Source organism: Paraburkholderia sp. CNPSo 3274 (genome assembly GCF_024206475.1).
Lineage (GTDB): Bacteria > Pseudomonadota > Gammaproteobacteria > Burkholderiales > Burkholderiaceae > Paraburkholderia.
Genome location: NZ_JAMBPR010000016.1, coordinates 49,601 through 63,371, shown reverse-complemented (window position 1 = coordinate 63,371; position 13,771 = coordinate 49,601). Strand labels below are relative to the sequence as shown.

The 13,771-nt window shown below is 66.6% G+C and carries 9 protein-coding genes; 4 read left to right on the top strand and 5 right to left on the bottom strand.

Annotated features, from left to right (window positions below):
* The first annotated feature begins 395 nt into the window (after positions 1–395).
* Positions 396–1,028, top strand: coding sequence for a TetR family transcriptional regulator (locus tag M3I54_RS13365; RefSeq protein ID WP_201693601.1), 633 nt, complete (start codon positions 396–398; stop codon positions 1,026–1,028).
* 131 nt (positions 1,029–1,159) lie between these two features.
* Here the strand turns inward: M3I54_RS13365 and M3I54_RS13360 are convergent, their stop codons facing one another.
* The 3 genes from M3I54_RS13360 to M3I54_RS13350 all read right to left on the bottom strand — a co-directional run bounded on the left by M3I54_RS13360 (position 1,160) and on the right by M3I54_RS13350 (position 4,966).
* Positions 1,160–2,467 (bottom strand): polyhydroxyalkanoate depolymerase, encoded by a 1,308-nt coding sequence (locus M3I54_RS13360; protein ID WP_254336550.1) that lies wholly within the window; start codon positions 2,465–2,467, stop codon positions 1,160–1,162.
* 310 nt (positions 2,468–2,777) lie between these two features.
* The gene (locus tag M3I54_RS13355; RefSeq protein ID WP_254336548.1) at positions 2,778–4,640 is read right to left on the bottom strand and encodes a glycoside hydrolase family 15 protein; all 1,863 of its coding nucleotides are present in this window, start codon (positions 4,638–4,640) and stop codon (positions 2,778–2,780) included.
* A 176-nt stretch (positions 4,641–4,816) separates the two neighbouring features.
* The gene (locus M3I54_RS13350) at positions 4,817–4,966 is read right to left on the bottom strand and encodes a DUF3096 domain-containing protein (RefSeq protein WP_081771773.1); all 150 of its coding nucleotides are present in this window, start codon (positions 4,964–4,966) and stop codon (positions 4,817–4,819) included.
* A gap of 387 nt (positions 4,967–5,353) precedes the next feature.
* Here M3I54_RS13350 and M3I54_RS13345 point away from each other — a divergent pair, with 387 nt between their 5' ends.
* On the top strand, positions 5,354–6,511 hold the full coding sequence (locus M3I54_RS13345) for a lactonase family protein (protein ID WP_375542139.1): 1,158 nt from the start codon (positions 5,354–5,356) through the stop codon (positions 6,509–6,511).
* Positions 6,512–6,551: 40 nt separating this feature from the next.
* Here M3I54_RS13345 and M3I54_RS13340 read toward each other — a convergent pair whose 3' ends face one another.
* Together M3I54_RS13340 and M3I54_RS13335 are read right to left on the bottom strand one after the other, a co-directional pair.
* Complete coding sequence (locus tag M3I54_RS13340; protein WP_254336544.1) at positions 6,552–10,961, bottom strand: DNA translocase FtsK; 4,410 nt, start codon at positions 10,959–10,961, stop codon at positions 6,552–6,554.
* A 211-nt stretch (positions 10,962–11,172) separates the two neighbouring features.
* Positions 11,173–11,847 carry an META domain-containing protein gene (locus M3I54_RS13335; RefSeq protein WP_375542138.1) on the bottom strand — a complete coding sequence of 225 codons (675 nt, stop codon included), beginning with the start codon at positions 11,845–11,847 and terminating at the stop codon, positions 11,173–11,175.
* 190 nt (positions 11,848–12,037) lie between these two features.
* On the opposite strand from M3I54_RS13335, the gene purT reads away from it, so the two are divergent.
* Complete coding sequence (purT, locus tag M3I54_RS13330; RefSeq protein ID WP_254336542.1) at positions 12,038–13,261, top strand: formate-dependent phosphoribosylglycinamide formyltransferase; 1,224 nt, start codon at positions 12,038–12,040, stop codon at positions 13,259–13,261.
* Between the two features lie 38 nt (positions 13,262–13,299).
* Positions 13,300–13,683, top strand: a complete 384-nt coding sequence (locus M3I54_RS13325) for an MliC family protein (protein ID WP_254336541.1) — start codon at positions 13,300–13,302, stop codon at positions 13,681–13,683.
* The last annotated feature ends 88 nt before the right edge of the window (positions 13,684–13,771 follow it).

Below are 13,771 nucleotides of genomic sequence, written 5' to 3'. Positions count from 1 at the left end.
GGCTTTCGCACCTGACCTGACAGGGCGCACACGCACAGCGCCAAAGCGTCCATTATCGCCGATTTCCCGCATTGCCATCGGCGGGCCATGTGCCATAATCAAAGCGCTTAATGCGAAGCACCGTGCAGTCCAGGGGAAATCAATAGACGTAAGCGGTACATGTCGGGCACGGCAGGCAACGTGCTTCGCACGAGGCAGACAGGGGGAAGAACGATGTCGGCTCGCAACGACATCAAACAAACAAGAAGGAACGCAAGACCGTAGGTCGGAGGGTGTCTGTCCATTAACCTGGCGCGCCCCGCACTACGTTGTCGATACCAGGGCGAGGAGAGGCCCGGCGCAGTATTGCCCGACAACGTAAACCGGACAACGCGGCTTAACGAGATCCTGCCACCATGAATCAGCCAAAAATCAAAAGAGATCCTGAAGGCACCCGCCGCCGCATTCTGCTCGCCGCGGCGGAAGAATTCGCCAATGGCGGCCTGTTCGGCGCACGCGTCGACCAGATCGCGCGACGCGCGGAAACCAATGAGCGCATGCTCTATTACTACTTCGGCAGCAAGGAGCAACTGTTCACAGCAGTCCTCGAGCACGCATTCGGCGCGCTCAATGAAGCCGAGCGCGCGCTCGATCTCTCGGGGCTTGCACCCGTCGAGGCGATCACGCGGCTCGCGCATTTCGTGTGGGACTACTATCGCGACAATCCCGAACTGCTTCGGCTCGTGAACAACGAGAATCTGCACGAGGCGCGATATATGCAGAAGTCCACACGAATTCGCGAGATGATCTCGCCGATCGTGGCGACGCTCGGTTCGATTCTCACGCGCGGTGAATCTGCGGGGCTGTTCCGTCCGAGCATCGATCCGTTGCGCCTCTATGTGACGCTTTCGGGCATGGGCTACTACATCGTATCGAACCGATACACGCTCAACGCCACGCTCGGTCGCGACTTCAGCACGACCGCCGAACGCGCGGAAATCATTCAGCTCAACACGGAGATGCTGCTCGCGTATCTCATGCGCAAGTAGCGCACGAGTCACGCGCAGCGAACGCGCAAGATCGTTTCACGCTCCACAAACGCCGCGCGCCGTCCTGGGACGGCGCGCGGATTTTGCTGCTGGCGTGTACTGCGTGCGCTCGAGTGAAGCGCGAGCCTTCGTCAGGCGACAGCGCCCTGAGCGGAGCGGCTGCGGGCAGACGTTTCCTTGCCCGTGTGGCCGGCGGCCTGCTGGTGCTGGCGGATGAAGTCGCGCAGTTGCGGGTAGATGATCGTGCGCCAGCGGCGGCCCGAGAAGATGCCATAGTGGCCGCATTTCTCGGCAGTCAGATGGTGCTTGTTAGCCTCGGGAATGCCCGTGCACAAATCGTGCGCGGCACGCGTCTGGCCCGCGCCCGAAATGTCGTCGAGCTCGCCTTCGATCGTGAAAAGCGCCGTGTCGTGAATGTCCTGCGGGCGCACGCGTTCGCCGGCCACGTCCCACGTGCCTTCAGCGAGACTGAAATCCTGGAACACGGTGCGGATGGTTTCGAGGTAATACTCGGCGGCCATGTCGAGCACTGCGTTGTATTCGTCGTAGAACTGGCGATGTGCTTCGGCATCCTCTTCGTCGCCGCGCAGCAGGCTTTTGTAGAAGTCCCAATGCGCGGTGGTGTGACGGCCCGGATTCATCGCGACGAAACCCGCGTGCTGCAGGAAGCCCGGATACACCTCGCGCCCTTCGCCCGGATAGTTCGCCGGCACGGTGTGGATCACGTTGTTCGCAAACCAGTCGAGCGAATGTTCGGTGGCGAGCGAGTTGACGGCGGTGGGACTGCGGCGCGCGTCGATCGGGCCGCCCATCATCGTCATCGTGAGCGGGGTGTCCTCACCGCGGCTCGCCATCAGCGAGATGGCCGCGAGCACAGGCACCGTAGGCTGGCAAACCGACAGCACGTGCAGATTCTTCGCGCCGATATGGCGGATGAATTCCTGAATATACGCAACGTAGTCGTCGAGATGGAACGGACCGGCTTCGAGCGGCACCATGCGCGCGTCGACCCAGTCGGTGATGTACACCTTGTGGTCCTGCAGCAGCGTGCGCACGGTATCGCGCAGGAGCGTGGCGTGGTGGCCCGAGAGCGGCGCGCACACGAGCACGGCAGGCTCGTCCTTGAGCGCGGCCACGGCGCCGGAGTCGTCGGCATAGCGCTTGAAGCGCAGCAGGCGGCAAAACGGCTTCTCGATGATGGTCTGCTCGACGATCGGAATATTGAAGCCGTCCTTCACGATCTGGCGAAGGTTGAACTCGGGCTTCTCGTAGTCCTTGCCAAGGCGATACAGCAGTTCGTAGCCTGCGGCGAAGCGCGTGGCGCCTGGCACGAGTGAAAACGGGCTCGTCGGATTCGAGAACGATTTCGAGGCGGCCTGGGCCCAGGCGGTCAGCGGGCTGAGCAACGCGCGCTGGAATTCACGGATTTGATAGAGCATGGGCGCTCCGGCATCTTCAAGGAGCGGTTCGCACCCGGGTCGCGCGCGGGTAAGGCGCGGAGCAGATGCGGGCCGGCAAGGTTGGTCGGTCAGTCAGTCAGGTTGTTTATCGGCCGCCGCCCGGAGGGCTTTAGCGCGGGCAGACCCGCATGCGTCTCGCAGCGGTTGGCTGCAAGCGCGCTGCAAGGCGGTACACGCGTTTCGCCCCGTTGCCAGGCGGCGCGGACGGTACTGATCCGCCCGGCTGTTGTGCAACGCAGCATCCCTAGTGTACCCTGGCTCGCGAAAACGTCCAGGCGCTTTCGAACATTTACGATGCGGATGCAACAGATGGCTCGACCGACGCGCCGTCGACCGCGGGATGTCCCGTCTCCTTCGCCATCTCCTGCTCGTGCCGCATGAGGTTCAGGCCCGTATGCACGAGCGCCACATGCGAGAACGCCTGCGGGAAGTTGCCGACCAGACGCCCCGCAATGGGGTCATATTCCTCGGCGAGTAATCCCACGTCGTTGGCGAGCGAAAGCAGGCGCTCGTACATGCGGCGTGCGTCGTCCATGCGGCCTTGCAGGGCCAGGTTGTCGACCATCCAGAAGCTGCATGCAAGGAAGGTGCCTTCACCCGGCGGCAGTCCATCGTTGAATTCGGTGGTGCGGTAGCGCATCACAAAACCTTCACACATGAGATCGCGCTCGATCGCCGCGACCGTGCCGGCGATGCGCGGATCGGCAGCAGGCAGGAAGCCGACCAGCGGCATGAGCAGCAGGCTCGCGTCGAGATCGGTGCCGCCGTAGATCTGCGTGAAGGAATTCAGATCCTTGTTGAAGCTGCGCTCGCAAATGGTCGCGTGGATCGTCGAGCGCAGTTCGCGCCAGTGATCGAGCGGCCCGGGCAGTTCGAATTTTTCCGCCGATTTGATCGCGCGGTCGAATGCGACCCACGCCATCACCTTCGAGAACGTGAAATGCTGACGGCCGCCGCGCGTTTCCCAGATGCCCTCGTCAGGCTTGGTCCAGATCGTTTCCAGGTGTTCGAGCATCGCGCACTGGATCGACCACGCGGTGTCGTCGGCCTGCAAGCCGCCCACGCGCGCGAGGTGCAGCGCGTTCATCACTTCGCCGTACACGTCGAGCTGCAGCTGGCCGACCGCGTTGTTGCCCACGCGCACCGGTTTCGCGCCTTCGTAGCCGGGTAGCCAGTCGAGTTCGAATTCAGGCAGGCGGCGCTCGCCGGCGAGCCCGTACATGATCTGCAACTGCGAGGGAGAGCCTGCCATCACACGGCCGAGCCATGCGCGCCAGGCCCGGGCTTCGTCGTAGTAGCCGCCGCGCATCATCGCGAGCAGGGTGATGGTCGCATCGCGCAGCCAGCAGTAGCGGTAGTCCCAGTTGCGCGTGCCGCCCAACTGTTCGGGCAGCGACGTGGTGGGCGCCGCGACGATGCCGCCGGTGGGCTCGTAGGCCAGCGCCTTGAGCGTGATGAGCGAGCGGCGGATGGGTTCGGCCCAGCGGCCTTCCACGGTGCTGCGCGAGGCCCATTCGGTCCAGAAGTTTTCCGTGCGCGCAAGCGCCGTGAACGGGTCGCGCGGCGGCGGCGGACGCAAGTGCGAGGCCGCATACGAAAGCGAGAACGGCACGCGTTCGCCTTCCTTCACGTCGAACTGCGCCACTGTGTGCATGTTCTCGCCCTCGAGGTCGACAGGCGTGCGCAGCACGACCGTGTCCGGGCCCACCGTGGCCTTGATGCCGCTCTCGTAGGTGAGGCGGCTCACCCACGGCACCGAAAAGCCGTAGTCGAAGCGCAGCACGAGCCGGCTCTCCATGCGCACGGTGCCGCGCCGGCCCACCACGATGCGCACGAGTTCGGACCAACCGTTGCCGGGCGGCATGAAGTCGATGAGCGTCACCGCGCCATCGGGCGTTTCGAAGTCGGTTTCGAGGATCAGCGTGTCGCCGCGATAACGGCGTGTGGTCTTGATCTCGACTTTCGCACCATCTTCGGGTTGCGCGGGCGCGACGAGCCAGCGGCCGTTTTCCTCGGTGCCGAGGAGGGCGGCGAAGCAGGCGCCGGAGTCGAAGCGCGGCCAGCAGAGCCAGTCGATGGATCCGGCGCGGGAAACGAGCGCGGCCGTATGGCCGTCGCCGATCAATGCGTAGTCTTCAATGGGTGCGGGCATAGTAAGCAAATTGACAGCGTTGCTCGAAAACGAAAGCCGCTTGCCGCAGCGGCGCGGCATGCACGCACAAGAGTAGTGGCAGCGGGGCCGCCTGCGCAATGCGTTTTGCGCGGCAGCACACGCAAATACTCATCTCGCCTGCGTCAACAAACGCCGTCGAGTGTCACCTGAGCGGGTCACAGATGGCCGCCCACGCCGAAAAGCCCGATGACTCCGATGATGATCAGATACAGCGCGACGATGTAATTGAGCAGGCGCGGCACGGCGAGAATCAGAATGCCTGCGATGAGCGCGACGAGCGGCCCGATGGCGACGTGAATGTTCATGACGGCTCCCTGGTTGCGGCGGGTTTCGATCCTTTGCGTTGATCCCTTTGCTGCTTCGACTTTGGGTTGGACTCGTCGCTGCGCGCTTGCGGGGCGGGCGCTCGCGACCTCTCTTATACTGGGCCGGTGTCCCATGTATCAGACGAAAGCGAGACGAATACGGTCGGCATCCCGACGAGGGCCGACCCGCTCCCCTGCATCGACAAGAAAAAGGAGGTCGACATGTTCCTTCGCCGTGCCGCCGCAAACGCCGTGCCCGCGTCCTCCCGCTCATCTACCCGCTCATCGACCCGCTCATCGACCCGTTCAGGTAGCCTTTCCCGTCCGCGCCTGACCGAGCGCGGACCCGCGCATCTCCTCACCCAGTTCGTCAAAGGTGTTGTCATCATGGCTTCCGTCGCCGCGACGCATGCGTTCGCGCAATCCGCTTCCACGACCGCGCCCGCGGGCGGTGTCTACAACCTGATTGTCGGCACCTATACGGGCGGCAAGAGCGAGGGCCTCTACGTCTATCACTTCGATACGCAGACTGGCGATATGCAGCAGGTCAGCGTGGCGAAGACGGTGAACCCGTCGTTTCTCGTGGTGAGCAAGGACAACCGCTTCGTCTACGCGGTGAACGAGTTGCCGGGCGACAACGGTCCCGCCAGCCTGCGCGGCGACGTGAGCGCGTTCGGCTTCGATGCCGCAAGCGGTCAGCTCACGTTTCTCAACAAGGTGTCGGCGCAGGGCAACGATCCGTGCTACCTGAGCCTCTCGCCGGATGGGCGCTATCTCTTCGTGGCGAACTACTCGGTCGCCGCCGACCCGGGCGGCAGCTTCGCAGTCCTGCCGGTGCAGCAGGACGGCAAACTGGGCGAGTCCGTGCTCACCGTGCACCACGAGGGCGGCGGCCCCGTGAAGGGGCGTCAGGACAACGCGCACGTACACTCGACGGTGTTTTCGCCGGATGGACACTATCTCTTCACCCAGGATCTCGGCACCGACAAGCTCTGGACTTATCTCTACACGCCGGACGGCAGCCGCGGCCTGGTGAGCCCTGCCGAGTGGCGCTATACCGACGTGAAGTCAGGCAGTGGTCCGCGTCACCTGATCTTCGGCAATGACGGCCGTCACGCGTATCTCACGAGCGAACTGGCCGCCACTGTGACGGTGTTTGCGTATCACGATGGCCACATGAAGCTGGAACAAGTGGAAAAGCTGGCGGAGCCGGGCTTCAAGGGAACGCAGGGCGCGGCGGCGCTCCATCTGTCGCCGGACGGCAAGTTCCTCTACGTTTCCAATCGCGGCGACGCCAACGACATCTCGATCTTTGCCGTCGATGGCGATAGCGGCAAGCTCAAGCGCGTGGGGCGCCAGTCGAGCCTCGGCAAGTCGCCGCGCGAGTTCGCGATCGATCCGACTGGTCAGTGGCTCATCGTCGGCAACCAGAACAGCGATACCGCCTATGTGTTCCGCCGCGATCAGCAGACTGGTTTGCTGGAGCCGAACCCGAAGCGCATCGATATCGGCTCGCCGGTCGATTTCAAGTTCGCAGCGCAGTAAGGTTTCGAGATGACGAAAGAAGGCGCGAGGCGCGCCTTCTTTACTCGCCCTGGCCGCCGCCGGGCACGAGCACTTCGCGGCTGCCGTTGATGCCCATCGGCGAAACGAGTCCTGCCGTTTCCATCTGTTCGACCAGACGCGCGGCGCGGTTGTAGCCAATGCGCAGTTGCCGCTGCACCGACGAGATCGACGCGCGCCGCGTGCGCACGACGAACGAGACCGCCTCGTCGTAGAGCGGGTCGGCTTCGGCTTCGGGCGAATCGCCGAAGAGGTCCTGCGGCGCGCCTTCGGAAGCCGGGCCGTCGAGAATGCCTTCGACGTACTCGGGCTCGCCGAACTGCTTCAGATATTCCACCACGGCGTGCACTTCCTCGTCGGCGACGAACGCGCCGTGTATGCGCTGCGGGTAGCCCGTGCCCGGCGGCAGGAACAGCATGTCGCCCTGGCCGAGCAGCGACTCGGCGCCCATCTGGTCGAGAATCGTGCGCGAGTCGATCTTCGACGACACCTGGAACGCCACACGCGTCGGAATATTCGCCTTGATGAGGCCGGTGATGACGTCCACCGAAGGACGCTGCGTCGCGAGAATCAGGTGGATGCCGGCGGCGCGCGCCTTCTGCGCGAGACGCGCGATCAATTCTTCGATCTTCTTGCCCGCGACCATCATGAGGTCGGCGAGTTCGTCGATCACGACCACGATCATCGGCAGCGGCGAGAGCGGCTCGGGGGCTTCCGGCGTGAGCGAGAACGGGTTGCCGATCTTCTTTTCGTTCGCTTCGGCGTCGCGGATCTTCTGGTTGAAGCCCGCGAGATTGCGCACGCCCACCGCCGACATCAGCCGGTAGCGCTTCTCCATTTCGCCCACGCACCAGTTGAGCGCGTTGGCGGCGAGTTTCATGTCGGTCACGACCGGCGCGAGCAGATGCGGAATGCCTTCATACACGGAAAGCTCGAGCATCTTGGGATCGATCATGATGAGCCGCACGTCCTCGGGCGTCGCCTTGTAGAGGAGCGAGAGGATCATCGCGTTGATCGCGACCGACTTGCCCGAACCGGTCGTGCCCGCCACGAGCATGTGCGGTGCCTTGGCGAGATCGGTGACGATCGGATGGCCGACGATGTCCTTGCCCATCGCGATCGTGAGCTTCGACTGCGAGCGATGGTACGGCGCCGATTCGAGGATCTCGGAGAGGCGGATCATCTGGCGGCGGGCGTTCGGCAATTCGAGGCCCATGCAGGTCTTGCCGGGGATCGTTTCGACCACGCGGATCGACGTGAGGCCGAGGCCGCGCGAGAGATCCTTCATGAGGCCGACGATCTGGCTGCCGCGCACGCCGAGCGCGGGTTCCACTTCGAAGCGCGTGATGACCGGGCCCGCCGAGGCGCCGACCACCGTCACGGGGACCTTGAACTCCTGGAGTCGCTGCTCGATGAGCTGGCTCGTTTCGGCGAGCTTTTGCTCGGAGACGGGCTCGATCTCGGACGAAGCGCGCTCGAGCAGTTCGATCCCCGGCAGTTCGACCGCCGATGCGCTGAGCGGCTCGAACGCGAAGGACGTGGGTGCGTGGCCGCGCACGGGAGCGCGCTGGGCTGCGGGCTCGGGTGCTTCGACCGCTTCAGGTGCTTCGATGGCTGCGGATACGGACGTGAAGTCGGGGCTAGCGGCGCTGGGTACGCTCGCGATGGCGGGGTAGGGCGCCGCGGGGGCCGCAATCGGGGTGGCGTCCGGTGTGGCAACCGACGTCGCCGGTTGCGAGGGATTCGGCGTGAGCGTGGCCTCGGCAGGTGCAGGACGGCTTTCCGTCTGCGTTTGTTCAACCCACGGCGGCGTTGATACGGGTGCGGGCGCTTGGGCTGCGGGCAGGGGCATCGCATCAAAGGCCGGTGCTTGAGTTGCCGGCGCGCCAATCGCCGGCAAGGCCTCGGCCGCTGCTGCGTTTGCAACCCCTTGCGCTTCATCCATTGACTCGGGGTGCTCGTCGACGCTGGCGGATTCGCTGCGCGCGACGGGCGCGAAAGACTCGCTCGCCTTCTGGTCTTCCACCGGCGAAGGCGCTGCGTCGAACGGCGTCGCGGGAGCCGCATGCGCGACCGCGGGCGCGACATGTGCAGGCGTTGCGCGCGCGGATGTTTCGAACGTGCTGCCGTATGTGCCGTACGCGGATTCGTCACGGGTCGCCATCGACGCCGGTTCGACGACGTCGTCGCGGGTGCTTGCTTCGACCGGTTGCTCGCTAATGGGCGCTGCGTGCTGCGCAGGAGTCGCGTCGGCCTCGGCTTGCGCCTCGCGAGCGAAGCGGGGGAAGTGCACGATGTTCGACTCGGCCGATGCATCGAGCTGGTCGTGCGCATCGTGCGATTCGTGCGCTTCATGCGATTCGGCCGGAGCGGGTTGCCCGGCCTGCGCGCTTGCTGCAACCGGTGTTCGCGTTGCAGCGTGCGCTGGCACCGATACCACAGCGGGAGAAACCGCTACGGCAAGCGCGGGTGCCTGTTCCTGCACCTTCGCTGGGCTGAACGTGAAGAACGGTTCGGCGGCGTGCGTCTCGGCGGCGGCCGACGGTTCGTCGTCGAGCAGGACCCACGGCATGCCGTGATCCAGCGTTGGCCAGGGTGAGGGCGTTACGGCTTCCCCGGCAGCAGCTTGCACCGGCTCGACGTGCGTCGCCTCGCTCGAGGCGCCTTGCGTGGCTTCGTCCACGTGCGCAGGCATCGGTTGCCAGGGAGTCGGCGCAGCGGATGTCGCGCCTGACGTCGTGTCGTGCGGTTGCGCTGCGGCGTGCACTTCCTCGAACGATTGCACACCCGGGTTTGGCGAAACGTAGTCACCGTTCTGCTGCGTGACCGGAGCGAATGTCGTTTCCAGCGACCCGCCCGAAGGCGTTACCGGCACCGCCGCCGTCGAGATGTCCGGCGATGCGCTCGGGAATTGCGCATGCGTTTCCTCCTCGCCCGCGAGTGTGCCCGCTTCGTCCAGGGTGCGGCGTGCGAGGCTCGCGCCGGCGAGCGTCGTCCAGCGTGCGGCGTTCTCTTCGATCGAGCGCAACGTTTCGAGCACGCTCATCGAGAGCGGTGCCCCAGCCTGCGGTGCGCTGGTGGGCGCGGGGCGCGAATAGGCGGGCGTTGCGGGAGGCGTTTCGGCCATGTGCGAGGCGAACGGCGCAGTGCGCGGCGCACCCATGGGCGGGCGTGGGTTCACGCGTGCGGGTTGTCCCTGCCAGACGTACGGGCGCGGCGGCTTCGCGACGCGAGGCGGCGCGGCGGCCGCGGCGCGCGCTGCCGTGCTGCCCGCTGCGGGCGGCGGCGCCGTGCGGTGCGGCATGACGGGTTGTGCGAAGGGCGAAGTCAGTGGATCGGGCGGTGCCGGCGTCGTGCCGAACGCGGCACTGCGCGCAGCGGCTGCGGCCGCGGCGGCGCCGGCCATGAGCGGCGCACCGTGCACCGCAGCTGAAGCCGCGCGCGCGCCCGCACCCGTCATCGCGGCGGCCATGGCCGGTCGCGTGTGACCCGTCTCCGCGCGCCACGGCGCATTGGGTTGCGCGGGGACGCCCTGCGCCCAATGCGCTCCCGCCACGTCCTGCACTGTGCTCGCACCGCGCGCCGGCCGGCGGCGCGCTTCGCCGAGCGGTGCGCCTTGCTGCAGCGGCGCGCGCGGCGGCTCCATCGGTGCTCGCGACGTACCCGTTGGCTGCGTTTGCACCGGCGCACGCGTGCCGCGCAGCCAGTCGGCGGCCGCGGTTGGTTCGGTGCGCGCCCATGCCGCGGCGGGATCGGCGGGACCACGCAAGCCTGGTTCGGCACGCCACGACGCAGCATCCGCCAACGCGTCCTGTGCGGTGGCAGCGGCCGACGCTGCGCCAAGTCCTGCGGCCATCGCGCCGGCTGTGCGCGGGTTATCGCGACCCTCGCGCATTTCACGCGCGGGCGGGCGCCAGATCGTCGGCCGTTTGCGTCGCGCGCCGTCGCCAGGCATCGGCGGGTTGAGGGTGGCGGCGCCATGCGCGGGAAGTCCCTCTTCCGCCGCGGCGCGGCGGCTGCGGCGTTCGCGGCGCGGGCTGTCTTGAGTCTCACGCGCGGCGCGGATGTTCAGGCCGAGCCCGAGCGAGATGTCGGCCCAGGCGAGGAATTCGCGCCAATGGAAGTCGAGCAGCCACGGCAAGCTCACGAGGAGGAGCGCCGTCATCGCGAGCGGCGCGGCCACGCGGCCGATGAGCTTGCCGAGCCCGCCCGAAAGTGCGTGGCCGAGCGCGTCGAAACCGGCGATGTCGATAAGCGTCGCCTCGAGCGCGCAACTCGCCACGAGCACGCCGACGAAGCCGAGCCAAAGCCGGATCGTGCCCGGGCCGCGCAGGCCCGCGCCGCCCGGCAGCACGGACTTGACGAGACGCCAGATCAGAGGGATGAACCAGACGGCCGAAACGCCGAACCAGCCAGGAACTACCGTGTGCATGCCAAAGATGTACGTAGAGAAGGTGTGCGACGTGTGGAGTGTAACCGCTCGGCCCCTGCGCGCCGCCATCCACTTGAGGGCGGTGTTGCGCGCGGCCCGGCGGGCGTTGCGCGCCCGACACGCCAAAGACCCTGCGCGCGCCGCTTTGGTTCGCGCGCAACAAAAAAAGCGCCGCGCCGGGTAAGGGCGCGGCGGCTCATGCGGGCAGCGTTCACTGCGCCGGTTTGGCGTCGGATGCGGCGCCGGGCGTCGGGGCTGGCTCGGCGCCCTGCTCGGCGAGCGTCAGGCGGTCGCCGTTTTCCAGCACGAGAAAGAGCGACTGCGGATGGCGCATCTGCACGCCCGAGCGCGCGATATGCGAGAGCGCTTCCAGCCAGGCGCCCTCGATATCGCCGCCCGTGCCGATGCACGCCATGCGCGTGCCGCCGAGCTGGCTGAACGAGAGCAGGCCGTTCTTGAGTGTATAGGCGCCGAAATAGCGGTTGCAGCCCGAGAAGCCGCTTGCGCGGCGCTGGCCGCTCTCGGTCGAGAGGTCGAGCGTGATGGGGCGGGCGTCGGGGTTTTCGGTGTTGCCGGCGTCGGATTTCGGGCCCGGCACGGCGCGCAACGTGCCGTCGGCGCGCTTCCATTCCACGAGCTGCCAGTGCGTGTTGTCGAGCAGTTGCGTCGTTGCTGGGTTGAACGGATCGGGCAGCGGCGCTGAGGCGTCCGTGTGCACGGGCAGCTTGCACGCGCAAACCAGCAGGGCCGCAGCGAGCATCGCCGTGCGCGTGGCCAGCTTTCGCACGAATTCGCCTCGGGCAGGGCGCAGCCGCTGGCGCATATTCATGCGCGGATGGCTCGGTGCCTGGCTCGGCGTCTGGCTCGCCGTCTGGCTGATAGGCATCGCATCGTTCCTCGTAATCGACGAAGGCGTAAGCGTAACGCACCGCGCTGCAGCATGCGAGCGCAAACGTGCGTGCGCCGCGCTTGAACCGGGCGGCCGCCCACGCCCCAAAGCGCCTCGCCCCGGTAAGGTCGCGTGTTAACATCGGCGCTCTTACGCATTTGCGCCATACCGCCATTCTGGAGACATCATGCAAACCCGCCCCCGCATCGGCACGCCGCTTTCCGCTTCCGCCACCCGTGTCATGCTGCTCGGCGCGGGCGAGCTCGGCAAGGAAGTGATCATCGCGCTGCAACGTCTCGGCGTTGAGGTGATCGCCGTCGATCGTTACGAAAACGCGCCCGGCCATCAGGTCGCGCATCGCGCGCACGTGATCGACATGGCCGATCCCAAGGCGCTGCGCGCGCTCATCGACGCCGAACGCCCCCATCTCGTCGTGCCCGAAATCGAAGCGATCGCCACCGATGCGCTCGCCGCCGTCGAGGCCGAGGGTGTCGCCGAGGTGATCCCCACCGCGCGCGCCGCGCAACTCACGATGAACCGCGAGGGCATCCGCCGCCTCGCCGCCGAGGAACTCGGCCTCGCCACGTCGCCCTATGCGTTCGCCGATTCGCTCGACGAGCTGAAGGCGGGCGTCGCCAAGGTCGGCTATCCGTGCGTGGTGAAGCCGGTGATGTCGTCGTCGGGCAAGGGGCAGTCGGTCGTGCGCAGCGATGCCGACGTCGAGCGCGCATGGGAATATGCGCTCGCGGGCGGCCGCGTGAATCGCGGGCGCGTGATCGTCGAGGGCTTCATCAACTTCGACTATGAAATCACGCAGCTCACCGTGCGCGCGATCGACCCGGCCGGCGGCCAGGTGCAAACGTACTTCTGCGATCCGATCGGCCACCTCCAGGTGGACGGCGACTACGTCGAATCGTGGCAGCCGCAGCCGATGAGCGCGAAGGCGCTCGAGCGCTCGCGCGAGATCTCGCACAAGGTGACCGAGGCGCTGGGCGGGCGAGGTCTCTTCGGCGTCGAACTGTTCGTGCGCGGCGACGAGGTGTGGTTCTCGGAAGTGAGCCCGCGCCCGCACGACACGGGGCTCGTGACGCTCGCGTCGCAGCGCTTCTCGGAGTTCGAACTGCATGCGCGCGCGATTCTCGGCCTGCCCGTCGATACGACGGCGCGCGGTCCGGGCGCCTCGGCCGTGATCTACGGCGGCATGGACGCGCGCGGCATCGCGTTCGAGGGCGTCGCACAGGCGCTGGCCGTGCCGGGCGCGGATCTGCGCCTGTTCGGCAAGCCCGAGAGCTTCGTGAAGCGTCGCATGGGCGTCGCGCTCGCCACCGGCGCCGACACCGACGAAGCACGCTCGCGCGCCCGCGAAGCGGCCGCGGCGGTTCGTCCTGTGCCGGGCGACGCGGTGCGGTGAGCGCGCGGCGTGCCGCCAACGCAACATAGGAGAACATCATGATCGCTGGTCGAAGCGGCGCAATCCGGTTGGCGGCAGCGTGCGGTCTCGCCGCCGCGCTGCATGTGAGCGCGGCAAACGCGGCCCCGCTCGAAGTGCGCGAGATCCAGGTGCAATCGCGCCACACGTTTAGCTACACCTGCGCCAACAGCAAGACCTTCAAGGTCACCTATCTGAACGCCGCCAATGGCCAGAGCTTCGCGCTCGTGCCCGTGGAAGGCCGCAAGCTCCTTTTCGTCGGTGTGATCGCCGCTTCGGGCGTGAAGTATGTCGCCGACCGCTACACGTGGTGGACCAAGGGCCCCGGCGCGGATCTCTACGACGTCACGTCCGACGTGAGTCCGAAGCCGGTGCTCTCAGGCTGCGCGACGATCATGCGCTAACGCCGGACGCACGCTTCACGACACATTCCGCCTTGCGGGAGTAACCTGTCGGCCTGTTCGCGAAGGCCGGCTGCCGCCCGCGCCGCCG